22 protein-coding genes are annotated in these 21840 nt (G+C 62.1%); 10 read left to right on the forward strand and 12 right to left on the reverse strand.

Annotation, left to right across the window (positions count from 1 at the left end; all coding sequences use genetic code 11):
• The first annotated feature begins 233 nt into the window (after positions 1-233).
• The 4 genes from JQ553_RS32490 (at position 234) to JQ553_RS32505 (ending at position 4148) form a co-directional block, all read left to right on the forward strand.
• Entirely contained in the window at positions 234-1352 is a 1119-nt protein-coding gene (locus JQ553_RS32490) for a hypothetical protein (protein ID WP_212504156.1), read from the forward strand.
• A gap of 160 nt (positions 1353-1512) precedes the next feature.
• A complete protein-coding gene (locus JQ553_RS32495; protein WP_212504157.1) occupies positions 1513-2151 on the forward strand; it encodes a hypothetical protein in 639 nt (212 codons plus the stop codon).
• 179 nt (positions 2152-2330) lie between these two features.
• Positions 2331-2663 carry a hypothetical protein gene (locus JQ553_RS32500; RefSeq protein WP_212504158.1) on the forward strand — a complete coding sequence of 111 codons (333 nt, stop codon included), beginning with the start codon at positions 2331-2333 and terminating at the stop codon, positions 2661-2663.
• Between the two features lie 744 nt (positions 2664-3407).
• Positions 3408-4148, forward strand: coding sequence for a metallophosphoesterase (locus JQ553_RS32505; RefSeq protein WP_212504159.1), 741 nt, complete (start codon positions 3408-3410; stop codon positions 4146-4148).
• A gap of 94 nt (positions 4149-4242) precedes the next feature.
• Here JQ553_RS32505 and JQ553_RS32510 read toward each other — a convergent pair whose 3' ends face one another.
• Complete coding sequence (locus JQ553_RS32510) at positions 4243-5682, reverse strand: undecaprenyl-phosphate glucose phosphotransferase (protein ID WP_212504160.1); 1440 nt, start codon at positions 5680-5682, stop codon at positions 4243-4245.
• Between the two features lie 685 nt (positions 5683-6367).
• On the opposite strand from JQ553_RS32510, the gene JQ553_RS35010 reads away from it, so the two are divergent.
• Both JQ553_RS35010 and JQ553_RS32515 read left to right on the forward strand, forming a co-directional pair.
• The gene (locus JQ553_RS35010) at positions 6368-6499 is read left to right on the forward strand and encodes a hypothetical protein (RefSeq protein WP_283817311.1); all 132 of its coding nucleotides are present in this window, start codon (positions 6368-6370) and stop codon (positions 6497-6499) included.
• A 198-nt stretch (positions 6500-6697) separates the two neighbouring features.
• Positions 6698-7438, forward strand: a complete 741-nt coding sequence (locus JQ553_RS32515; RefSeq protein ID WP_212504161.1) for a metallophosphoesterase family protein — start codon at positions 6698-6700, stop codon at positions 7436-7438.
• A gap of 143 nt (positions 7439-7581) precedes the next feature.
• On the opposite strand, the gene JQ553_RS32520 is transcribed toward JQ553_RS32515, so the two are convergent.
• The 5 genes from JQ553_RS32520 to JQ553_RS32540 all read right to left on the reverse strand — a co-directional run bounded on the left by JQ553_RS32520 (position 7582) and on the right by JQ553_RS32540 (position 10398).
• Entirely contained in the window at positions 7582-8595 is a 1014-nt protein-coding gene (locus JQ553_RS32520) for an NAD-dependent epimerase (RefSeq protein WP_212504177.1), read from the reverse strand.
• Between the two features lie 175 nt (positions 8596-8770).
• A complete protein-coding gene (locus JQ553_RS32525) occupies positions 8771-9184 on the reverse strand; it encodes a hypothetical protein (RefSeq protein WP_212504162.1) in 414 nt (137 codons plus the stop codon).
• Positions 9185-9232: 48 nt separating this feature from the next.
• Positions 9233-9517, reverse strand: a complete 285-nt coding sequence (locus tag JQ553_RS32530; protein ID WP_212504163.1) for a hypothetical protein — start codon at positions 9515-9517, stop codon at positions 9233-9235.
• 371 nt (positions 9518-9888) lie between these two features.
• Positions 9889-10041: a hypothetical protein gene (locus tag JQ553_RS32535; RefSeq protein WP_212504164.1), complete on the reverse strand. Its 153-nt coding sequence runs from the start codon at positions 10039-10041 to the stop codon at positions 9889-9891.
• Positions 10042-10239: 198 nt separating this feature from the next.
• Positions 10240-10398 (reverse strand): hypothetical protein, encoded by a 159-nt coding sequence (locus JQ553_RS32540; protein ID WP_212504165.1) that lies wholly within the window; start codon positions 10396-10398, stop codon positions 10240-10242.
• Between the two features lie 250 nt (positions 10399-10648).
• Here JQ553_RS32540 and JQ553_RS32545 point away from each other — a divergent pair, with 250 nt between their 5' ends.
• Complete coding sequence (locus JQ553_RS32545; protein WP_212504166.1) at positions 10649-11614, forward strand: Ku protein; 966 nt, start codon at positions 10649-10651, stop codon at positions 11612-11614.
• Positions 11615-11666: 52 nt separating this feature from the next.
• On the forward strand, positions 11667-11897 hold the full coding sequence (locus JQ553_RS32550; protein WP_212504167.1) for a hypothetical protein: 231 nt from the start codon (positions 11667-11669) through the stop codon (positions 11895-11897).
• Between the two features lie 23 nt (positions 11898-11920).
• Here the strand turns inward: JQ553_RS32550 and JQ553_RS32555 are convergent, their stop codons facing one another.
• Complete coding sequence (locus JQ553_RS32555; RefSeq protein WP_212504168.1) at positions 11921-12085, reverse strand: Flp family type IVb pilin; 165 nt, start codon at positions 12083-12085, stop codon at positions 11921-11923.
• A gap of 321 nt (positions 12086-12406) precedes the next feature.
• On the opposite strand from JQ553_RS32555, the gene JQ553_RS32560 reads away from it, so the two are divergent.
• On the forward strand, positions 12407-14041 hold the full coding sequence (locus JQ553_RS32560; RefSeq protein ID WP_212504169.1) for a thiamine pyrophosphate-requiring protein: 1635 nt from the start codon (positions 12407-12409) through the stop codon (positions 14039-14041).
• Positions 14042-14134: 93 nt separating this feature from the next.
• Positions 14135-15352 carry an NAD(P)/FAD-dependent oxidoreductase gene (locus JQ553_RS32565; RefSeq protein ID WP_212504170.1) on the forward strand — a complete coding sequence of 406 codons (1218 nt, stop codon included), beginning with the start codon at positions 14135-14137 and terminating at the stop codon, positions 15350-15352.
• A 47-nt stretch (positions 15353-15399) separates the two neighbouring features.
• Here the strand turns inward: JQ553_RS32565 and JQ553_RS32570 are convergent, their stop codons facing one another.
• The 5 genes from JQ553_RS32570 to JQ553_RS32590 all read right to left on the reverse strand — a co-directional run bounded on the left by JQ553_RS32570 (position 15400) and on the right by JQ553_RS32590 (position 21396).
• Entirely contained in the window at positions 15400-16650 is a 1251-nt protein-coding gene (locus JQ553_RS32570; RefSeq protein ID WP_212504171.1) for an ABC transporter substrate-binding protein, read from the reverse strand.
• 143 nt (positions 16651-16793) lie between these two features.
• Entirely contained in the window at positions 16794-18275 is a 1482-nt protein-coding gene (locus JQ553_RS32575; protein WP_212504178.1) for an ATP-binding cassette domain-containing protein, read from the reverse strand.
• Positions 18275-19201 carry a branched-chain amino acid ABC transporter permease gene (locus JQ553_RS32580; RefSeq protein WP_212504172.1) on the reverse strand — a complete coding sequence of 309 codons (927 nt, stop codon included), beginning with the start codon at positions 19199-19201 and terminating at the stop codon, positions 18275-18277. Before JQ553_RS32580 ends, JQ553_RS32575 begins: the two co-directional genes overlap by 1 nt.
• A gap of 1 nt (position 19202) precedes the next feature.
• A complete protein-coding gene (locus JQ553_RS32585) occupies positions 19203-20078 on the reverse strand; it encodes a branched-chain amino acid ABC transporter permease (RefSeq protein ID WP_212504173.1) in 876 nt (291 codons plus the stop codon).
• A 97-nt stretch (positions 20079-20175) separates the two neighbouring features.
• Entirely contained in the window at positions 20176-21396 is a 1221-nt protein-coding gene (locus JQ553_RS32590) for an ABC transporter substrate-binding protein (RefSeq protein ID WP_212504179.1), read from the reverse strand.
• Between the last annotated feature and the right edge of the window lie 444 nt (positions 21397-21840).

Here is a 21840-nt window from a genome sequence, read left to right on the forward strand (position 1 = left end):
ATCTCCATGCAGCATCGAAGTCTCAGATTTTGTCGATCGCCTCCTACCTTCTGATCGCATTACTGACCGCGATCCCGATCTTGGCAATCGCAACCGGCGCTTTCGCACAGCACGCGGTCGCGCTTGTCGCCGCCATTATCTTGGCCATGGCGGCAAGGGACGCCGACGACCTCGAGTCCACCGCGCAGTTGCTGAAGCGATTTTCATTCGCGATACTGATCCCGATCGTCTGGATGGCGCTGCAAACTTTTCCGGCTCCCTTTTCCTCGCTCGCAAATCCGATCTGGTCGGCGACCTCGACCGCATTGAACGAACCCTCGCTGCCGGGGCGCATCAGCATTGACCCCGGCGCGACATTGCGAAGCTTATTTTTCTATCTGACCAGCGTGTCGCTGGTGGTGTCGACCGTCATCGTCGCCAAGGATCGTCACCGGGCCGAAACGATCCTGTTCGTGTTGAGCGCGGTAACGACCTTCATGTCGGTCGAAGTCCTGCTCGGCCGGCTCGGTTGGTTCGCAAGCCTGATTCCCGACATAGGAGCGCCCACGAGCCCGTTTCCGGCAGCAGCCACGCTCGCCATATTGGCAAATGGTGCGCTCGTTGCCAGGGCACTCGAACGACACCAGCATCAACAGGACATGTATAATTCGGCTTCGCTCCCGTTTTGGCTCGGGGTTCTCTCCTGTCTGTCCGGAATTGCCGTGGCGTTCGCGGCAATCGCGACACTCGCACGAGGGACTTTGTTGGCGGTCACCGGCCTGGGATTGACGGTCATGGTCTTCATCGCCGCCGTCCGCCGCCTGGGATTTCGCTCCTGGCCGTCGGCGATTTTGTTTGTGGTGCTTGCGGCAATGGCCGCCTCCATGGCGGTGCCGCACTTTCAGTCAGGCGGCTCTGGCCTGCTGGGATTCGTCGGCTTCGTCCCGGAAGAAGTTGCATTAGCAGAACGCCTGCTCGCTGATGCCCCGTGGTTGGGAAATGGCGTTGGAACGTTCGGGCTGATATCGAGGGCCTATCAGGATTTTGGCACCGGGGCGCTGGCAGCTCCGCCTTCAACCGCGGTCTTGATCGCGATCGAGTCAGGACGTTGGGCGCTCGTGGTCCTGGCTGGCATCGCCGCCCAGCTTTTCTTCGTTACATTTCGGGGCGCGATTCGGCGGGGACGCGATTCCTTCTTTTCGGCGGCTGCGGCTGCCGGCGTTCTGGCTGTACTCTGCGAAAGCTTCCTAGATTCGAGCCTTTCAAGCTCCTCCATCCAGATCATCGTGGCTGTCATGGTCGGGCTGGGACTTGCACAAGCCGCCGGCCGGACCAGCAACGTCAAAAGACCAGGTGACATGCCAGCGCCATAAGACGGCATTACGTTGGGCTGTGGCGTTTTCGAGCGAAGTGGCCACCGGTTCGCGTGAAGAAAACGCTTCAAAGCAAGAATCCAGAGCGTCCGGTTCTTAGAACCGATAATGCTCCAGTTCGCCGGGAATGACGTCTTTGAAAAGATTTCGCACCCTTCTAATGGCGCTGGCGCTGGCCATCGGATGTTATGCAATCGCTTCGGCCATGGCAGAGATGACGGCGCTGAAGCGCTCTGCATTCCCGGCCGATCCATCCAAGATTAGCTCGCCCTCGGCTGAAGAAGTGCCCTCCTTGCTGGCAACGCTCTCTCCTTTCAGATCGGAGCTGGAAAGCAATCATGCCTTGATCGCCGCGCTGCAGGCGATCGAGTCCGGCCGGAAGAAGCCGGCGAGCGTACAATCCGCAGAGCATGCCGCCGCTCTCGGCAGGGTCAGGCAGACGCTATCGATCTCGCCCTACAATCCAGAACTGTGGCTAGCGCTGGCGCTGCTCCAGGCCCAGCGCGACCCGCACGATCCGGTCGTGATCGAGGCTCTGAAGATGGCGTATTTTACCGGGCCGAACGACGCACGATTGATGCCGGTGCGGCTTGACATAGCGGGCCGCTTCGATGCGCTCTCTATTCCGGACATCAAGGACCTTGCACGCAATGACGTTCAGCTGATCATGACCCGCAGGCCCGAGCTGAAACCTGCGATCGTGTCGGCCTATCGGCGGGCCTCCGACCTCGGCAAGGCTTTTCTGCAAGACGCGGTTCAATCGATCGATCCGGCGTTCGCTCAGACACTGCGTGGCTAAAATGCGGACACGAAACGGCCACGGAATGCGCGGTGGCCGGGATCGCGGCGAAAGGCACAAACGGACTTACTGATCCGTCTCGGTCACACTTCTCTCAAATTTTCCGACGGCAATATGCGTCCGGTTGCTCGTTCCGCCGCGACGGTCTAAGCTCGATCGCAATCAGGGGAACTAATGCGATGTTACGATCCTGCGTCGGCCTTGTCGCGCTCGCCTCGACTGTGATCATTTCTGTTATGCCGGCGCATTCGGCCGATTATGCCGCCTATCCGCGAAAGGCTCGGTCTGCAGCAAGCGTTCTGCAGATCGATCGTGGGCCGAGTCCCTATTGCGGTCCGATATGCGGTTGCCCGGAGGCAGTCTATGTGAGGCATCGATCGCTCGTGGCGGCCTATCCTTACACCTTTGATCCGCGCACCAAGAGCGACGTCCCGCCCTATCACTATGGCCCGAGCCGGACTTACGTCAGGTATGTGAATCCCCGCAATCCTGATCTGGTGTTTCAATACTGAGCCGGCGCAGATGTTGTTTGCGGCCCGCCAACTTCTCGGCTGTCTTTCATTCCGATGGTCGGCACGGCCGCGCGCCCGTGCAAATGCGCTGTTGGCGGCACGTCATGCGTCGTGAGCGGTTGGCCACGGCTCACGAGCGCCGCGCGGCATCACGTGTTCTGATCGTTCACGGAAATTGAAGCTCTCGAAAGAATGGCGGTGCGGTTCATTGGCGGATGGCGCGCGCGATGAATTCGGACGGCGCGGCGGGCGTGACGATTCGGATGTGCTGGCCTGTGAGTTGGACATGTAGCGCGCGTACATCAGATGGTGTTCGCGAAGTTTCCGCGAGCGCCGCGCCCGCGTCGCATAGCCGAGAGCGAATCCGGCAAGAAAGCTCGCCGCCAAGATCAGAGCTGGAAGCATGGGACGTCCGTACAGCGCCAGGGCCAGGATATGTTTCCCATATTACGCCGGCATCACGATTCTTGATGACGAAAGAATGTTCATTTGCTCAATTTTTTGTGCGACGCAACGTGCTGCGACAAGGGCAAGCGACGATGCGCGAATTTACCGAAGATCAGCCGGTGCCTATAAGACCGAAGCGGCATTTTTTGCCGATCGTGTGGCCGCTCAGCCCCTTTCGCGCGTGCTTTGGCGCAGCCACGGGCGGGCGGAAAATCTTGGTTCGCGAGACTTGCCTCGCGGTTGCGATGCGTCAGGGCTAACATGTTCGGATACCTTCGCGGGAGTTCCCGCCGCCAGATGTTGTCTCCGCTCAGATCTCGACGGTCGACGGGAAAGCCGAGACTTCCGGAAGGGGTAAGGATCTACGCGATGACCGACATTCATGGTTGCGCACATCTGCTCAAGCAGATGCTGCGGGTCATCGACGCAGACATGGCGCGCAGCCGTCCGCGCTACGCCATCGAGGTTTACATGGGCGATTACGTTGACCGCGGCCCGGATTCACGGGCAACGCTCGACATCCTCATCAACCGCAGCCGCAGAGGCAACACGGTCTTCCTGAAGGGAAACCACGAGGTCTTTCTCGGAAATGTCCTGCGCGACCCGTCGCTTCTGACCCAATGGCTGCACGTCGGCGGACTGTACACGCTGACGTCCTACGGGCTAACTCCCTCGCCCACCCCTGGGGATGACGAACGCCGCGCATTGGTGCAGGAATTAGCGCGCGTGATGCCGCGCCAGCACCTGGAGTTTCTCAGAAGACTGCGGCTGACATTCACCTGCGGCGACTTCCTCTTCGTCCACGCCGGCGTCCGCCCTGGCGTACCGTTAGCCGAACAGCAGGAGGCTGACCTGTTGTGGATTCGTGAGGAGTTTCTGCAAAGCCGCAAGAACTTCGGGAAGTACGTCGTGCACGGCCATACGCCGGTGCGCCATCCCGAGCTGCTGAAGAACCGTGCCAATATCGACACGGGTGCCTATGCGACCGGCAACCTCACACTGATGACGATCCAGGGCAACAGCATGCTCGCTGTTTGACGCCCCTGCCCGCCGCGCCGACCGGCTGATCGGCGCACCCATTCGTCGGCAGACAAGCTGACGTTCGACATCGAGATCGACCGCACGATCAGCCTCAATAGGCTTCCTGATCCATCAACGCGATCGCGGTCCGGAAGAGGATCCGGATGTCGAGCAAGATGCTCCAGTTGCTCACATACCAGACGTCATACTCGACGCGCTTCTCCATCAGGTCGATGGTCGGCGTTTCGCCGCGGAACCCGTTGACCTGGGCCCAACCGGTCAGGCCGGGTTTCATGTGGTGCCGGTAGACATATTTGCTGATCAGCTGGTCGTAATAATTGTCATGGGCGAGCGCGTGCGGCCGCGGCCCCACCAGCGACATCTCGCCGCGCAGCACGTTCCATAGCTGTGGCAATTCGTCGATGCTGGTCTTGCGCAGGAAGCGCCCGACCCGGGTCACCCGCGAATCCTGCTTCGTGGCCTGCGTGACCGTGCTGCCGTTCTCGGTCACAGTCATGCTGCGAAACTTCCAGATCTGGAACGGCCTGCCATTGAAGCCGCGACGCGACTGACGGAAGATGATCGGGCCGGCCGTATCGAGCTTGACCAGGATTGCAGCCGTGGTGATGAGCGGCGCCAACATCAGCAACGCAAAGGAGGCGAGTCCGATGTCGAGGCAGCGCTTCTGAGCCCGTTCCAGAACCGTCAGAGGCGGCCGCTGAATCTCGATCGCGACGGTTCCGCTGACTGGCAGGTACGGCCGCGACACCAGATCGGCAATCGGGAAATCGGGCAGCAGGCGGATCGGCTGTGGAACCATCCGCAGATGCTGGCTGAGCCTCTGCAGCATCGGTAATTCGTTCCAGTCGATCGCGACCAGATACTCGTCGATGTCGGCGGCGCGCGACTGCCTGATCACCTCGCAGATCTGCTCGTTCCAGGCCTTGTCATCCAGTTCCGGACTCGCGTCGAGCACGAAATGTCGCACGACGTCGAAACCATGCTTGCGAAGGTCCTTGAAACGGTTCGATGTGAAATCCAGCGCGCGCAGGCTGAGCAGAATGACCTTGCGGTCGATCAATCGCTCTTTCGCGTAGGCCGACGACAAACCGTAGTGCCAGACCAGGCGATGCGCAACGAGGCCGACCGCTCCCAACAGCGCGAACAGGATGATCGTGCCGCGGGACAGATTGGCCGTCGACTTCAGCAGGAATGCGGCGACCGCGAGCGTCGTGAGCGCAAACAACCAGGTGACGACGGCCTTGCGCGTCAGCCAAGGCGTATTTAACAACCTGTGATTGTCATAGATGCCCTGAAAATAGGCAGCGAGGACGAACACCATGCCGACGATCAATCCGGCGCCGACCGAATTGTCGGACTCCATGGGCGAATTCATGAAGTTGCGATAAAGCGCGCTCGCCGCCATGTAGCTCAGCAGGATGAGGAGGAAGTCGCCGGCAATGATGAAGAGCTGAAACGGTCTCTGCAGTGATGTACCGCGGTTCGGCGCCAGTACGTGGAAACCATCGGAGCCATACATGGTAGCAGACATGCCAGACCTCTCACTTCAACGGCGCAGGCCGCGGAAACAAAAATTAACAAACGCAAAAAGCGCGAAAGGAAAAGGCGCGTTGATTGGAAAAGGGTCTCGCATCAAACCTTGCTGACGAGGTTTGGATTCACGCGGATCGCTTGCGGACGTTGTTTATCAAACGAAGCGATATTGTGGCACCGCATCAAGAAAAGCAAACTCGTTCTCGCATTGCAAGATTGTGACGCACAGCATCGATCACAGCTTGATGCATCATCAATCAATTCGTGATGCACGAACGTTCACAGCCAGGGAAAAACTTTCCGTGCATTGGGATCGCACAACGAAGATTCATCAGTTCCATGGCTTGGTCACGCCAATGTGCACATCACCGAGAAGCGGGCTTGCAGGCGCGACGATGATGGTAACCGAAAATGCATTGCTTCTCCGCGCGTAGAGCAATCCGCGTGCAGTCTTGGTGTCAGAACAATTTGACTTACGCCCTTAAACCCATCTTAGGCGGGCGCCCTTAGGCATGTGGCGTCAAGGAGTAACATATGTGACTACGCTGGCAGTCTGCAGTGCATTGATTGGATTGGGTCTCGGAATTCGGTTTCGCTTTTTCGTTTTGCTTCCGTTCCTTGCCTTGGGGGCGATCGGGCTTATTGTCCTTGCGATTGTACAGGATTGGCCTCTCGCGCAGACGATGTGGTCCCTCATCGCATACGGCGTGCCCTTGCAGATCGGTTTTGCGATCAGCGGGCTGGTGAGGCATGCGATGGGCCCCGCGATCGTCGACGGCCGCGCGGCGCGACCCGAAAGCCCGAAGCTCCGTTGAGGTCACGGCGCGGGGCACTCCAGCAATTGCCGGCTCCTTCGCGGCTGACGCGGACTGATCCGGAGCATGTACCGCTGAAAACTCGCCTCGCGCCTGGGGCATTTCACAGCTAGAAGAATGGGTTCCCGGCGAATCATTTCGCATTTGCCCTTCGGACGGCGGGGGTCGCCGTCCGCATGCAGAGTCCTGATCCACCTGATGCTGTCAGCGCTGCGACAATTGACCTCGACGACCAAGCCGCGGCTACCGGACGGAATCCGGATCTACGCGATCAGCGATATTCACGGCTGCGCCCATCTGCTGAAGGAGATGCTTGAGGTGATCGACGCAGACATCGCGCGCAGCCGGCCGCATCGGGCGGTCGAAGTCTATATGGGCGACTACATCGACCGCGGCCCCGACACACGTCACACCCTCGACCTCCTGATCGAACGCGCTCGCCGCGGCAACGCGGTTTTCCTGAAAGGAAATCATGAGGCCATTCTCGCCAATGTGGCGCGCGACCCTTCCCGCGTTCCCGATTGGTTTCGGATCGGCGGGCTGCAGACGCTGATGTCCTACGGTCTTTCAGCGTCCAGGAACCCTCACGAGGAGGAACAGCGCACGCTGATCAAGGCGTTGGCGGCGGCGATGCCGCCGCTCCATCGCGCATTTCTCGACAGGTTGCGGCTCACCTTCACATGCGGCGATTTCTTCTTCGTCCATGCCGGGGTGCGTCCGGGAACGCCGCTATCGGAACAGCGCGAACAGGATCTGCTCTGGATCCGCGACGAGTTTCTCCGCAGCAAGAAGAACTTTGGCAAATATATCGTGCACGGGCATACGCCGGTTCGCACCGCCGAGATCCTGCCCAATCGCGCCAATATCGATACCGGCGCCTATGCGACCGGAAACCTGACGCTGCTGTCAATCCAGGGATCGCGCCTGGTCGCCCTGTGAGCAAGTCGCCCACGGCCACGGCACGCCTTGGCGCAGCCGGGCCTAGAGCATGATCCGGAGAAGTGTGTAGCGATTTTCCGAAAAGATCATGCTCAAACAAGGACCTAAAGCGCGATGACGATTCAGCCCAATCTCATCGCGCTTTAGAGGCGATGATAGTCACGATACCACGCGACGAATGTCTCGATCCCCTGCTCGATCGCAACCTTCGGCCGGAAGCCGACATCGCGCGCGAGATCGTCGACATCGGCAAATGTCGCGAGCACGTCGCCCGGCTGCATCGGAAGCAGGTTCTTCTTCGCGGTCCGTCCGAACCCTTTTTCGAGCAACGCAACGATATGCATCAACTCCTCGGGCCTGCTGTTGCCGACGTTGTAGATGCGCCACGGCGCCTTGCTTGATCCGGGTTCCGGTCTTGCGCCGGACCAGCCCGGATTCCCTTGCGGCGGACGATCGACAATCCTGCTGACCGCCTCGACGACATCGTCGACATGGGTGAAGTCGCGCCGCATCTTGCCGTGATTGAACAGATTGATCGGTTGGCCGGCTGTGATCGCATTGGCGAACAGATAGAGCGCCATGTCGGGACGATACCACGGCCCATAAACCGTAAAGAGACGGAGCCCGGTGGTCGGAAGGCCATAGAGGTGGCTGTAGGAGTGAGCCAACAGTTCGTTGGCCTTCTTGGTCGCCGCATAGAGGCTGACCGGGTGATCGACATTGTCATGCACCGAGAACGGCAGCTTGGTGTTGGCGCCATAGACCGACGACGACGAAGCATAGACAAGATGCCCGCACCCGCCCTGACGGCATCCCTCGAGCACGTTGAGGAAGCCTTCGAGATTGGAATCGGCATAGGCGTGAGGATTCTGCAGCGAATACCGCACGCCGGCCTGAGCAGCCATGTGCACGACAGCCCGAAAACGATGCTGGCGAAACAATGCTTGCATTCCGGCCCGATCGGCGAGATCGAGCTTCTGGAATGTGAAGCCGGAACAGGCGCTGAGCTGTTCGAGCCGCGCGAGCTTAAGCGCCGGATCGTAATAGTCGTTGAGATTGTCGATACCTATGACCGATTTGCCCGCACCAAGCAGGCGTTGAGCGAGGTGAAAACCGATAAAGCCCGCACAGCCAGTTACTAGCAAACCGGTCACGATCCGTTTCCCGCCTAATATTGTCGCAAGGCCACGCACTCAAGCAAGACACGTCGCATCCATAAGCGATACAACCAGTAAGCGAAATCCCGCGGTCCAATCCCGCAAGAATGCACCCGAACGGCAACGTTATTCCTAGCGATATTGCGGCAGCGATCAAGCGCGAACGGCGACAGCCTCAGCCGGAAATCGTGGCCTTGTAATCCGGAAAGCGGCTCAGCATTGCCGCCTTCATGAACTTGAAGTGGGCGATTCCGACGTCGAGCTCTTTCAGCCGACGCTGACCGTTGGAGATCTCGGCGCTGAACAGGTCCTGGTGGTGGCTGTCGAGCGCCTCGCGCTCCAGATATTCGTCCGTGCCATTGCCGATCGTGACGGCGGCGCGGGCGAGCACGTCGTCGACCCGACGGCTGAGGCCGGATTGCTCGCTCTCGGCTGCCTGCAGCGCGGTTTCGATCGCGGCCAGGATCGCGTCGATCCGGGCACGGTCGGTTTCGGCATCGCGTTCCGGCGAGCGCGCCCTGAAGCCGTCGTTACCCGGGTGTGCCTTGATGTGGTTTTGCGCGCGAGCGCGCGAGAACAGCTGAAACATCCGCGTGGTTCCGATTCAGGCGCAGCCAACGTCCAAAGTCACCTCGTCCTAGTTAAGAAAAGGTGAACGTTTGTCACGCGCGTTGCGGCTCTCGGCCATCCACCGCAGCCAGGCACGGTCGTGCTTGCGGTAAAGTTCGAGCCAGCGCTGCGCCGGTTTACTCGCCGGACGTCCGCTGGCGTCCCATAGCACATGCCCGTCCTCGTGCAGGACCAACGGATGATCGAGGCGCTCGAACTCGAACGTCTCCTCGAAGGTGAGGCCGATGAGGACGCGCCGTCCATCATTGTCGATGAAATAGCGTCGCGGTGAGTTGTGCTTGAGATCAGTCATCTTGGGAGAACCCGCTTGCGACCGGCGATCGGATTCCGCATGGCTAGAATGCCCGGCGAGCATGACCGAATGTTGTGGATGTCGCTCTTGATCTGTCAGATTCCCGCCGCAGCAAGCGCCGCTGATACGACCGCAAGACACGCAAACGATATCCGGTAAAGAAGCCTGCGAAGAACGTCGTCAACAAGATCAAACCACCAAGCATTTCAGTCGTCCCATTTCACTCGGCGCGCGCATCTACAGTCCGAAGTTGTGACGACATCATGATTCAGCGCGCCGAAAGATTGTTCATTCGTTGAATTCTTTTGTGCAGACGACCGACACAAGTGTGTTAGGTGCGAAATTTCTCCGTTGCAGATTTCCTTCAGTAGTCAAGAGAAGCACCAGAGCGCGAACTTCAGGAACATCGTGCTCAGCAGATAGATCCAGCCCGTCATTGCAAGCAGCACCAGTCCGACGAAAACGCCGGCAAGACCTCTCTCTCTCACCTGCGCCAGCAGAGGAAATTTGAATCGATAGACCATGTTTCGGCTCGACCCCCAGTCGCCCGTTAGACCTACCGATCAAATTCGATAATCTCATGACGCAGAGTCACCACGTCGCCCCGTTGCGGGTGTGCGCGACTCATCACGTCTTCACATTTTCGCGCTCGCCGCTGCTCGCGCGAGATTCGTCTCGGCTCGGAGCGCTTGCGCCATTGCGCTTGCCGGGTCATTGACCTGCTATGCCACCGTACGGAAGAACACGAACCAGATTACCCCGAGGATCAGGACCGCAAGCCCGGTCGATATCGTGAGCAGCGCAAGGACCGACGGGCCCGGCTCCGCTTGACGCGCTTCGGTCGGGGTTTCAACGATCCGTCCGTCTCGTTCGACTGCCATGGGGACCTCATGCCTTAAGTGCCTGGAATTTCGGTCATTGCTTCCCCCGTCGCCGAAGCCAACGCATGATCGAAGGCGATGTTCCGGAATGCTGCCCGCTGCAGCGGCAAGCCGGCGCAAAACGCCGCACCTCGCACTGGACCGAACCGCGATTAACGCCGTTGAGAGATTCCGGCAGGCGGGATGTTTCAAACCTGGTTCCCCGGTGGTACTCTTGCCTGTTCCGTCGGTCGCGTAATCGGAGTATCCCATGGCCCCCCGTGCCAACTGGAAGGGCTTTCTGCGTCTTTCGCTCGTGACTTGCCCGGTCGCCCTGTATCCGGCGACGTCGGACACCGAAAAGGTCTCCTTCAACCAGATCAATCGCAAGACCGGCCATCGCATCAAATACGCCAAGATCGATGCGGAGACGGGCGAGGAAGTGTCCTCCGAAGACATCATGAAGGGCTACAAGGTCGACACCGACACCTATATCGAGATCACCAAGGAAGAACTCGACGACATCGCGCTGGAATCCACCCGCACCATCGAGATCGACGAATTCGTTCCGCGCGCCGAGATCGACAGCCGCTATGTGATCCGTCCCTATTATCTCGTCCCCGACGGCAAGGTCGGCCATGATGCTTTTGCGGTGATCCGCGAGACAATCCGCAGCCTGGACAAGGTCGCGATCGGCCGCGTGGTGCTGACCAACCGCGAGCACATCATCGCGCTGGAGCCGCTCGACAATGGGTTGATGGGCACGCTGCTGCGCTACCCCTACGAGGTGCGCAGCGAAAAGGAATATTTCGACGACATCCAGGACGTGAAGATCACCAAGGACATGCTCGATCTCGCCAAGCATATCGTCGAGCAGAAATCCGCCGACTTCGATCCGGAGGAGTTCGAGGATCGCTACGAGCAAGCGCTGATCGAGCTGATCAACCAGAAGCGCAACGGCGTCAAGGTCGCCAAGCCCGCGCCGAAGTCGAGCGGCAACGTCATCAACCTGATGGATGCGCTGAAGAAGAGCCTTGCCAACGAGAAGCAGGCCGCCCCGGCGGCCAAGGCAAAGGGCAAGAAGCCGAAGAAGCGCGTCGATGGCCAGCGCGAGATGCTGCTGCCGATCGCGGGCAGCGGCAAGCGCGAGCCAAAGGAGATCGCCAAGGCGGAGCCGAAGAAGGCGGAGAAGACGGTGCGCGCACAAGCCTCCGCGCGGTCGAAGAAGGCGGGCTGACCCGACGGCGCGCGGCGGCCCTCACAGATGATCCCGATGCGCCGCGCCTGAGATGCCCTGGTCGACGCCATTCGACGAGCCGATCGTGCTCCGCCGCGGAGGAGCGCTCGTGACGCTGCAACAAGCGGCCGATTACATCATGAAACTGCCGGAAGATACCCAGCAGGACGAGCGCTGGCAGATCGCGGTCGCGCACCTGATCAGCGCCGCGGAAACCGGCGGCGGCTGGCTGATGTTCGCGCGGATCGCGATGCTGCGCGCGTTGAAGGGGGACAGCGGCTGAGGCCGCGGTACGCGGCCCCTTCGTTACTTCAGCGAGGTGCTGACCGACGCGAAGGTGCCGCTCAGGCTGGAGCCGATGCCGCCGACGACGGTGACGATCACGATGCTGATCCCGCCCGCGACGAGGGCATATTCGATCGCCGTCGCCCCCGCTTCATCGTCCACAAATCTTGTCAGCAACGCTCGCATTGAAAACTCCTTGTCGACGCCCGCGGATTGCTCCTGCGCCGTAAAATGACGGCATCAAGGTAGGCATGATTGGTTGACGGCCCCTTGAAGGACAGAATGAACGATCGCTTAAAGGTTGTGCGGGATTTGCTGCGGCTTTGATCGCATGACCCGCCCGCTGCCCCCGATGGCCGCGGCCACTGGTCCCGGCCAACGCATATCAGCACTACCGCACCCGGTCGCGGGTGCGCTTTACCGCCGCGCAGAATCCTGTTCCTCTAGATGGTCCACGGGACGACAACGAGGCCGGAGCGAACCGGCCGCATCCAGGGAGAGACCGTCATGAAGCTTGGCGCCGCGATTGCGGAAATCATGAAGCGGGAGGGTATCGAGATCCTCTGCGGCTACCCGGTCAATCACCTGATCGAATATGCCGCCAGTGCTGACATCCGCCCGGTCATGGTGCGACAGGAGCGCATCGGCGTCCACATGGCGGACGCGATCTCGCGCGTCACGTCGGGCCGGACCATCGGCGCGTTCTGCATGCAGCATGGCCCGGGCGCCGAGAACGCCATGGGCGGCGTCGCGCAATGCTACGGCGAGTCCGTGCCCGTGCTGGTGCTGCCGATGGGCTATGCCCGGCGCCTCGCCAACATCGATCCGAACTTCAATTCCAGCCAGGCGATGAAGCCGTTCTCGAAATCGTCCGAGCCGATCAACCTCGCCCCGGAAGTCTGCAACATCTTCCGCCGCGCCTTTACAAAGCTGAAGAACGGCCGCGGTGGGCCGGTGATCGTCGAAATCCCCGCCGACATGTGGAACGAGGAGGTGCCGGAGCCGCTCAACTACACGCCGGTGCTGCGCACCCGCTACGGCGCGGACCCTGTGCATGTGAAGGAGGCCGCGGCGCTCCTCGTCAATGCGAAGCGGCCGGTGATCTATGCCGGCCAGGGCGTGCACTATGCAAGGGCCTGGCCGCAGCTCAGGCGCCTCGCAGAACGGCTCGCGATCCCCGTCACCACGAGCCTCGGCGGCAAGTCGTCGTTCCCCGAGACGCATCCGCTGTCGCTTGGCTCCGGCGGGCTCGCGGTGCCGCGCGCGGTGCCGAAATTCCTCACTGATGCCGACGTGATCTTCGGCATCGGCTGCTCCTTCACCGAAACATCTTTCGGTATCGCGATGCCGAAGGGCAAGACCATCATTCATTCGACGCTCGATCCGAACCATCTGAACAAGGATGTCGAGGCCAAGGTCGGACTCGTCGGCGACGCCGGCCTGGTGCTCGACGCGCTGCTCGAGGAGATCGGCAGGACCGTGACGTCGGACCGCAGCGCCAGCGCGGTCGCAGAGGAGATCGCCGCCGTCCACAAGGAGTGGCTGGTGAAATGGCTGCCGAAGCTCACGCACAACGATGCGCCGCTCAATCCCTACCGCGTGCTGTGGGACCTGCAGCACACTGTCGACATCCACAACACCATCATCACCCACGACGCCGGCAGCCCGCGCGACCAGCTCTCGCCGTTCTGGAAGTCGGTCGAGCCGCTGTCCTATCTCGGCTGGGGCAAGACCACCCAGCTCGGGTACGGGCTCGGCCTTGCGATGGGCGCCAAGCTCGCCAGGCCGGACAAGCTCTGCATCAATGTCTGGGGCGACGCCGCGATCGGCTTCACCGGCATGGATTTCGAGACCGCTGTGCGCGAGCGCATCCCGATCATGTCGATCCTGCTCAACAACTTCTCGATGGCGATCGAACTGAAGGTGATGCCGGTCTCGACCGAGAAATACCGCTCGACCGACATTTCTGGCGATTACGCCGCGATGGCCCGCGCCTTCGGCGGTTACGGCGAGCGGGTGACGAAGCCCGAAGACATCATCCCCGCGATCAAGCGCGGCATCCAGAAGACCAGGGAAGGCGTCCCGGTGCTGCTCGAATTCATCACCAGCAAGGAGACCGAGGTCTCACGGCCTGGGACCTGAGGCCCGCAAAGTCGCGGCGCTCTCATTCGGCCCACTTGTTTGGCCTCGCGCAGCCGGGCAAGCTCGGATGCGCTGAATGGCCGGAGGGAGACGATGGCGCGCATCCTTGTCCTGGGCGCCGGCTTTGCCGGGCTGTGGGCTGCGCTCGGCGCGGCACGCAAGCGCGACGAGATCGGCGCGCCGGCGGCCGAGGTCGAGATTCTCGTGGTCGATCGCAACGCCTACCACAACATCCGTGTGCGCAATTACGAGGTCGACCTCAGCGAGGTCGCATTGCCGCTGGCGGGACTGCTCGACCCGGTCGGCGTCAGCCACATGGTGGCCGAGGCCGAGGCGATCGATCCGGCGAAGCGGCAAGTCACCATCAAGACAGGCTCCGGCCAGAAGGAGGTCCTGGGCTACGATCGGCTGGTGCTGACGACGGGCAGCGAACTGGTCCGCCCGGCGATCCCCGGCCTCGCCGTCCATGGCTTCGACGTCGATACCTATGCGGCGGCCGTCAGGCTCGACCAGCATCTCGCCGCGCTCGGCAGGCAAGCGCCCTCCACGGGACGCTCGACCGTGGTGGTCGTGGGTGCCGGTTTCACCGGGATCGAGGTCGCGGCCGAGATGCCGGACAAGCTGGCGCGGGCCGGCATCGATAGCGGCCGGCGCATCATCCTCGTCGATCCCAATCCGGTGGTCGGCGCCACCTTCGGCGCGCACGGACGCCCTGTCATCGACCAGGCGCTGTCCGTGCTCGGCGTCGAGACGCGGCTGAACGTCAGGGTGGCCGCCGTCGCGGCCGCCGGCCTCACGCTGAGCTCAGGCGAAATCATTCCGGCGCGGACGGTGGTGTGGTGCGCGGGCATGCGCGCCAGTCCGCTCGCCGCTTCGTTGCCGGCAGCGCGCGACGGGCTCGGCCGCCTCGCCGTGGATCCGTACATGCGTGTCGAGGGCCTGACCGGGGTCTTCGCCGCCGGCGACGTCGCCTCCAGCCTGATCGACGGCCAGCATGCGACCGTGATGTCCTGCCAATTCGCGCGGCCGATGGGCCGCTTCGCCGGGCACAACGTGGTCGCCGACCTCTACGGCGAGCCGCTGTTGCCGCTTCACATCGACTGGTACGTCACCGTGCTCGATCTCGGCGGCTGGGGCGCGCTCTACACCACCGGCTGGGATCGCGAGGTGCACACCACCGGCGCTGCCGCGAAAGTCACCAAGCAGACCATCAACCACCAGCGCATCTATCCGCCGCGAGGCGGCGACCGCGCCGCGTTGCTGGCGGCAGCAGCGCCGACGATCCAGGCCGCGCCGCCGACGCGGCCATAGCGTCGCCGGATTGCCCGCGCTCCGGACAACCCGGCACCGCCGGTTCGCTACTGCGACAGCTTGACGAACTCGGGAAACTTCAGCGTCCCTTCCGCGATCGCCTGCGGCCAGACCGTGATCTGCTTGCCGTTCTGCCACTGGAAGACGAGGCCGGTCACGGCGCCGGGGCCGGACTTGATGCCGTGGGTGAACTCGTCGTCCTTGCCGTAGAACTGGATCTTGCCGATCGTGCCCTCGAAATTGGTCTTCTCGAGCTCGGCGACCATCTTGTCCGGATCGGTCGAGCCGGCGCGCTGGATCGCTTCCGCGATGATATAGACCTCGTCATAGGCGGTGTAGCCGGTATAGGCGGGCGGCGCGCCGAACTTCGCCTTGAAGGCTGCCGCGAACGGCTTGGTCTTCGGCGTCACGGCGACATCGGGCGTCGCCACAGCGAGCGACGGCACGCCCTCGGCGGCGCCGTTGGTGTCCTTCCAGAATGTCGGGCTCAGCGCCTGCGCGCTGATGCCGAACATCGGGATCGGCACCTGCTGGTTCTTCCACTGCACGGTCGGCTGCACGCCGACATGCGAGATGCCGGTGACGATGACGTCAGGCTTCTTGCTCTCGATATTGTTGAAGATCGGGGTGAAGTCGGTGGTGTCGGGCGAGAACCGCACATGCTCGACGACCTTCAATCCGGCCTTCGGCAGGCAGGCCTCGTAGCCGATGTCGAGCGGCTTGGTCCAGGCCGCGTCCTCGCTCATGATCGCGACGGTCTTGAACTTGAGCTTGTCGACCAGCAGATCCTTGGCGGCGTCGCAGACGAGCTGCGCTTGCGCCGCCGAGGTCAGGTAGCCGTGGAAGGTGTACTTGTTCTTGTCGTAGTCGTTGTGAACGGCCTTGGTGATCTCGTTGGAGGCGGCACCGGGCGTGATCAGCGGCATCTTGAGCCGCGCCGCCCACGGCTCGAGCGCGAGCACGACCTCGCTGATGTAGCTCGCGATCACGGCCGAGACCTTGTCCTCGCTCACCGCGCGCTGGAATGCGCGCACCGAGTCGGCCGACGAACTCTTGTTGTCGTAGGTAACAATCTCGATCTTGCGCCCCATCACGCCGCCCTTGGCGTTGATCTCGTCGGCGGCAATCTGCGCGCCGCCCGGAGTCGCCGCGCCGGCGATCGACTGCACCTCGGCGATGACGCCGATCTTGATCGGATCCTTGGATTGCGCATAAGCCGGCGCCGCAAGGCAGAGGGCAAGTGCCGACGCGAGCGGCAAGATGCTGTTCGCGGCAAATGTAGCTGGACGTCTCGGCATGCTTAGTCTCCCTTTCTTTGTTTTGTATCGTTGGTGGTCATGAGCTAGAGCGCGATGAAATAAGGATGCATTTATCGCGCTCTAGCCTTTTGTTTGAGCATGATCTTTTCGGAAAACCGCTACGCACTTTTCCGGATCATGCTTTAGAGAAAATCGGCGCCGGCCTCCGCAGCAAAGCGGCCTGGATCGCCTTCCCACACAATCCGCGCGTGCTCGAGCACGTAGACGCGGTCGGCATGCGGCAGCGCGAAGGTCACGTTCTGCTCGCCGAGCAGAACCGTGATCTGCGTGGTCTGGCGCAACCGCTCCAGCGCCTTCGACAATTGTTCAAGGATGACGGGCGCCAGCCCGAGCGTCGGTTCGTCCAGGATCAGGATCTGCGGCTGCATCATCAGCGCGCGGCCGATCGCCAGCATCTGCTGCTCGCCGCCGGAGAGCGTCTGCGCCATCTGGCCCTGGCGTTCCTTCAGGATCGGAAACAGCTCGAACAGCCAGCCAAGCTGCCTCGCCCTCGCCTCCTCTGTCAGATGCTGCCCGCCGAGATCGAGATTTTCCCGCACGCTCATCTCGCCGAACAGCTCGCGCGATTCCGGACACTGCACGATGCCGCTGCGGGCGATCTTCGCCGGGCCCGTACCTCGCAGCTTCTCGCCGCCGCGCAGGATCTCGCCGGTGTAGGGCAGGAAGCCCGAAATGGTGTTGAACAGCGTGGTCTTGCCGGCGCCGTTGAGGCCGACGACCGAGACGAACTCGCCCTCATGGACGTGAATCGAGACGTTCTCCAGCGCCTGCGCCTTGCCGTAATGCACGCTGACATTCTCGACCTGCAGCAGCGGCACCTTGTCCTTGAAGCTGGTCTCGGGCCGCGCATGGGTCTCGATCGCACCGCCGAGATAGACCCGCCGCACGGTCTCGTTCTTCATCACCTCGTCGGCCCGCCCGGTGACGATCTCCTCGCCGAGATACATCGCGAGCACGCGGTCGACCAGCGCGGCCACGCTCTTCACGTTGTGATCGACCAGCATCACCGCGCGTCCTTCGTCGCGGAAGCTGCGGATCAGCTCGGAGAACATATCGACCTCGGCGCGGGTCAACCCGGCGAACGGCTCGTCGACCAGCACGACCTTGGGATCGCGCGCGATCGCCTTTGCCAGTTCAAGCCGCCGGAGGTCGGCGAACGGCAGCGTTGGCGGACGGCGGTCCATCACGGCGCCGAGGCCGACGCGGTTCGCGATCCACCGGGCGCGCTCGGTCAGCGCCTTGTCGGGAAACAGCATGAACAGGCTGTCGGGCAGCAGCGCGACCATGATGTTTTCCAGCACGGTCTGCCGGTTCAGCGGACGCGAATGCTGGAACACCATGCCGAAGCCCTTGCGCGCGATCTTGTGCGCGGGAAGGCCGGCGACGTTCTCGCCTTCGAAGACGACTTCGCCCGATGTCGGGCGCTCGATGCCCATCACGCTCTTCATGGCGGTCGACTTGCCCGAGCCGTTCGGGCCGATCAGGCCGAGGATCTCGCCGGGACGCAGCTCGAACGCAAGATTCTTGACCGCGGTCAGGCCGCCAAATCTCTTGGTCAGGCCGCGGACGGTGAGGACGGGAGTTGTGATGACAGTCTGATCCATCATGAGCGCGCCTCGCGTGACAAGGCTGCTCCGAGGAAACCGCCGGGGAAGAACAGGACGACAAGCAGCGCGACGGCGGAGACGATGAAGGTTGCGAGCTCGCCGGTCGGCCGCAGGAATTCGCCGGCCACGATCAGGAAGATCGCGCCGAGCGCCGCGCCAAGCACGGTGCGCCGGCCGCCGAGCACCGCCGAGACGATGACGTTCACGCCGACCGCGACATCGACCACGGTGCCGACCGAAGCGGTGCCGAAGTAGAACACCAGCAGCGCGCCTGACAGCCCCGAGAAGAACGCGCTGACGATGAACGCGGCGAGCTTGTGCTTGACGATGTTGAAGCCGAGCGCGCCGGCCTGCACCGGATCCTGCCCACTCGCCTGCAGCACGAGGCCGATCGGTGACTGAGACAGCCCATAGAGAATGGCCGCGCTCGTTGTCATGAAGCCGAGCGCGATCCAGTAATTTGCGCCGGCGTTGATCGTGATGACGTCCGGTATCGTCAGCCCGATCTCGCCGCCGGTGAGATCGGCGAACACGACGATGAAGTTCTGCAACATCAGCACGGCGACCAGCGTGGTCAGCCCGAAATACGGTCCCCTCACCCGCAGCGCCGGGAGCGCCAGCACGAAGCCCGCGATCACCGAGGCCAGCGCGCCGAGCAGGATGCAGAGATAGACCGACCAGCCGAACTGGTTGTTGAGGATCCCGGCGGTATAGGCGCCGACGCCGATCAGGAAGGTCGGCCCGAAATTGACCTCGCCGGCGAAACCGAACAGCAGGTCCCAGGCCATCGCGAACACGCCGAAATAGAACGCCACGGTCAGGAGCCCAAGGACATAACCCGACACGTAGAACGGCAGCGTCGCGGCAAACACCACGCAGGCGAGCGAAATGAAGAACAGGCGCGATGTGAAGAACCCGGCCATCTCAGCGCCTCCCCAACAGGCCTTGAGGCCGGATGTACATCACGAACACGAGCAGCAGCAGCGCCGGAATGGTTCGGTACGCCGGCGAGATCAGGTAGGCCGTCACCGTCTCGAGATAGCCGACGACGAAGGCGGCGATCAGCGAACCGGAGACGCTGCCGAGGCCGCCGAGCACCACGATCGAGAAGGCGCTCGCCGTCAGCGGGCCGACGCTGTAGGAGCTGACGCCCAGGAACATGCCGAGCAGCACGCCGGCGATCCCTGCCAAAACGCCGTAGATCGCCCACACCACGACATAGATGCGCGTGAGCTCGAGGCCGAGGAGCGTGACGCCGCGCGGGTTCATCGAGGCCGCCAGCACCGCCTTGCCGGTCCTGGTGCGGTTCACCAGCAGCCAGAGCAGGCCGATCACGAGGCAGCAGACGATCGCCGTGAAGATCTCGTTCCGCGGCGTGCGTACTCCGAGGATGTCGACCACGCCCTCGACGATCGGCAGCACCGTCTTGGCATTGTTGGTGAAGAAATAGGCGATCAGCTCCTGGATCATGATCCCCCAGAGCAGCGTTCCGGTCAGAACGAAGATCTCCTTCTCCTCGTTGGGGATGCGCCTGGAATTCTGGATCGGTTTCACGACCGCGAAATAGGTGGCGAACGCCATCACCAGGGCAACGGCGACGCCGAGCAGCGCGCCGGAATAGGTGTCCAGGTGCAGCACGCTGGCCGCGGCCCAGGCCGCGACCGCCGCGGCAACCATGATGGCACCGTGGGACAGATTGAGCACGCCGGAAACGCCGAAGATCAACGTGAAGCCGGTCGCGCCGAGAGCATATAACGCACTGATGGCAAAGCCATCGATCAGGATCTGGAACGCTTGCATTGATGGGTGGCCGCGGCAGCACCAGGCTGCCTGTTCTGGGGATAATCGCTGCGGAAGAAAAAAGCTCCCGGGAGGGGCCCGGGAGCATCATCCAGAGCTAGTTCGTCGTCACCTTGATGAAGCTCGGGAACTTGAGCTCGCTCTTGGCGACGTCCTTTGGCCACACGCTGACCTGCTTGCCGCCCTGCCATTGCAGCATCAGCCCGGTGATCAGGCCCTTGCCGTACTTGATCGAATGGGTGAACGGATCGTCCTTGCCGTAGAACTGGACCCGTCCGATGGTGCCTTCCCAGTCGGTCTGTTCCAGCGCTGAGACCAGCTTGTCGGCCTCGACCGAGCCCGCGCGCTTCACCGCATCGGCGATGTAATAGACCTCATCATATGCGGTGTAACCTGCATAGGACGGATAGTTGCCGTAGCGCTTCTTGAATCCTTCCGCGAAGGGAACCGACTTCGGCGTCACCGCGACGTTAGGTCCCGATACGCCCTGGTAGAGCACGCCTTCCGCGGCGTCGTTGGTGTCCTTGCCAAAGGTCTCGTTGGTCGCCTGCGACGAGATGCCGAACATCGGGATCGGCACCTGCTGGTTCTTCCACTGCACCGTGGGCTGCACGCCGACATGCGAGATGCCAGTGATGATCACGTCGGGTTTCGAGCCCTCGATCTTGTTGAAGATCGGCGTGAAGTCGGTGGTGTCGGGCGAGAAGCGGATGTGGTCGAGCACCTTCAGCCCGACCTTGGGCAGGCACTCCTCGTAGCCGACGTCGAGCGGCTTGGTCCAGGCGGCGTCCTCGCTCATGATGACTGCGGTCTTCATGTGCTTCTGGTCGACCAGCAGATCCTTCGCAGCGTCGCAGACCGACAGCGCGAGCGCGGCTGAGGTCAGGTAGCCGTGGAAGGTATACTTGTTCTTCTCGTAATCGGCATGGACGCTTTTGCTGATTTCATTGGAGGCCGCGCCGGGCGTGACGAATGGCGTCTTCAGGCGCGACGCCCACGGCTCGAGCGCCAGCACGACTTCGCTGATATAGCTTGCGATGACGGCGTTGACCTTGTCCTCATTCACCGCGCGCTGGAATGCACGCACGGAATCCGCCGAGGAAGAGTGGTTGTCGTAGCTGACGATCTCGATCTTGCGGCCGTCGATGCCGCCCTTGGCGTTGATTTCGTCGGCAGCCATCTGTGCCGCCTGCGGGATCGACGCGCCGGCGATCGCCTGCGCCTCCGCGATCACGCCGATCCTGAGGGTATCAGCGGCGGAGGCGTTGCCGGCCGTCGCCAGCATTCCCAGGGCAGCCGCTCCCGCGAACCGCTGCATTGCGCGAAAGGGCAACCGGGATAGTCTGTGCATTCTGTTTCACTCCTTTTCTTGTTGGCCTCTTCGTGAGCTTATTTGGCCGGGGACTATAGCGACCACTGAACCCGCGGCAAGTGAAACCGCGCGCAGATCGCCATGCAGGACCGGCAACTTAAGTAGTGGAGCGTCATGGAGGTTGATAGCGAGTGGGCGCTTCAACCGCATCTGCTCATTCATTAGGCTCTGTTGGACGGGAACGGCCAGTCCACCCCGGATCACTGATTTGCCCGACGAGGCAAGCCCTCACGCGAAAAACATTCCGCTTCGCGTTTCACCCAAATCAGATGTTGAATCCGCCCGTCTCACCCGATCGAGGGGCGCTTCGCGATCGTCACGAACGTTGCGGTGAGATGCGGTGGACGCGGAGCGTGCAACTGACGAGTGCGCACAACGCGGACGGCGAAG

The organism is Bradyrhizobium lablabi (genome assembly GCF_018131005.1).
In the GTDB taxonomy this organism is placed as follows: domain Bacteria; phylum Pseudomonadota; class Alphaproteobacteria; order Rhizobiales; family Xanthobacteraceae; genus Bradyrhizobium; species Bradyrhizobium lablabi_D.

What these genes read in the sequence shown, in the direction of transcription:
- JQ553_RS32540 (WP_212504165.1), bottom strand. Translation starts at nt 10,398, where the DNA reads ATGGCAGTCGAACGAGACGGACGGATCGTTGAAACCCCGACCGAAGCG.
- JQ553_RS32550 (WP_212504167.1), top strand. Translation starts at nt 11,667, where the DNA reads ATGCCCTGGTCGACGCCATTCGACGAGCCGATCGTGCTCCGCCGCGGA.
- JQ553_RS32515 (WP_212504161.1), top strand. Translation starts at nt 6,698, where the DNA reads ATGCTGTCAGCGCTGCGACAATTGACCTCGACGACCAAGCCGCGGCTA.
- JQ553_RS32530 (WP_212504163.1), bottom strand. Translation starts at nt 9,517, where the DNA reads ATGACTGATCTCAAGCACAACTCACCGCGACGCTATTTCATCGACAAT.
- JQ553_RS32560 (WP_212504169.1), top strand. Translation starts at nt 12,407, where the DNA reads ATGAAGCTTGGCGCCGCGATTGCGGAAATCATGAAGCGGGAGGGTATC.
- JQ553_RS32490 (WP_212504156.1), top strand. Translation starts at nt 234, where the DNA reads ATGGCGCTGCAAACTTTTCCGGCTCCCTTTTCCTCGCTCGCAAATCCG.
- JQ553_RS32495 (WP_212504157.1), top strand. Translation starts at nt 1,513, where the DNA reads ATGGCGCTGGCGCTGGCCATCGGATGTTATGCAATCGCTTCGGCCATG.
- JQ553_RS32535 (WP_212504164.1), bottom strand. Translation starts at nt 10,041, where the DNA reads ATGGTCTATCGATTCAAATTTCCTCTGCTGGCGCAGGTGAGAGAGAGA.
- JQ553_RS32500 (WP_212504158.1), top strand. Translation starts at nt 2,331, where the DNA reads ATGTTACGATCCTGCGTCGGCCTTGTCGCGCTCGCCTCGACTGTGATC.
- JQ553_RS32575 (WP_212504178.1), bottom strand. Translation starts at nt 18,275, where the DNA reads ATGGATCAGACTGTCATCACAACTCCCGTCCTCACCGTCCGCGGCCTG.
- JQ553_RS32565 (WP_212504170.1), top strand. Translation starts at nt 14,135, where the DNA reads ATGGCGCGCATCCTTGTCCTGGGCGCCGGCTTTGCCGGGCTGTGGGCT.
- JQ553_RS32590 (WP_212504179.1), bottom strand. Translation starts at nt 21,396, where the DNA reads ATGCAGCGGTTCGCGGGAGCGGCTGCCCTGGGAATGCTGGCGACGGCC.
- JQ553_RS32510 (WP_212504160.1), bottom strand. Translation starts at nt 5,682, where the DNA reads ATGTCTGCTACCATGTATGGCTCCGATGGTTTCCACGTACTGGCGCCG.
- JQ553_RS32585 (WP_212504173.1), bottom strand. Translation starts at nt 20,078, where the DNA reads ATGCAAGCGTTCCAGATCCTGATCGATGGCTTTGCCATCAGTGCGTTA.
- JQ553_RS35010 (WP_283817311.1), top strand. Translation starts at nt 6,368, where the DNA reads ATGTGGTCCCTCATCGCATACGGCGTGCCCTTGCAGATCGGTTTTGCG.
- JQ553_RS32580 (WP_212504172.1), bottom strand. Translation starts at nt 19,201, where the DNA reads ATGGCCGGGTTCTTCACATCGCGCCTGTTCTTCATTTCGCTCGCCTGC.
- JQ553_RS32525 (WP_212504162.1), bottom strand. Translation starts at nt 9,184, where the DNA reads ATGTTTCAGCTGTTCTCGCGCGCTCGCGCGCAAAACCACATCAAGGCA.
- JQ553_RS32555 (WP_212504168.1), bottom strand. Translation starts at nt 12,085, where the DNA reads ATGCGAGCGTTGCTGACAAGATTTGTGGACGATGAAGCGGGGGCGACG.
- JQ553_RS32570 (WP_212504171.1), bottom strand. Translation starts at nt 16,650, where the DNA reads ATGCCGAGACGTCCAGCTACATTTGCCGCGAACAGCATCTTGCCGCTC.
- JQ553_RS32505 (WP_212504159.1), top strand. Translation starts at nt 3,408, where the DNA reads ATGTTGTCTCCGCTCAGATCTCGACGGTCGACGGGAAAGCCGAGACTT.
- JQ553_RS32545 (WP_212504166.1), top strand. Translation starts at nt 10,649, where the DNA reads ATGGCCCCCCGTGCCAACTGGAAGGGCTTTCTGCGTCTTTCGCTCGTG.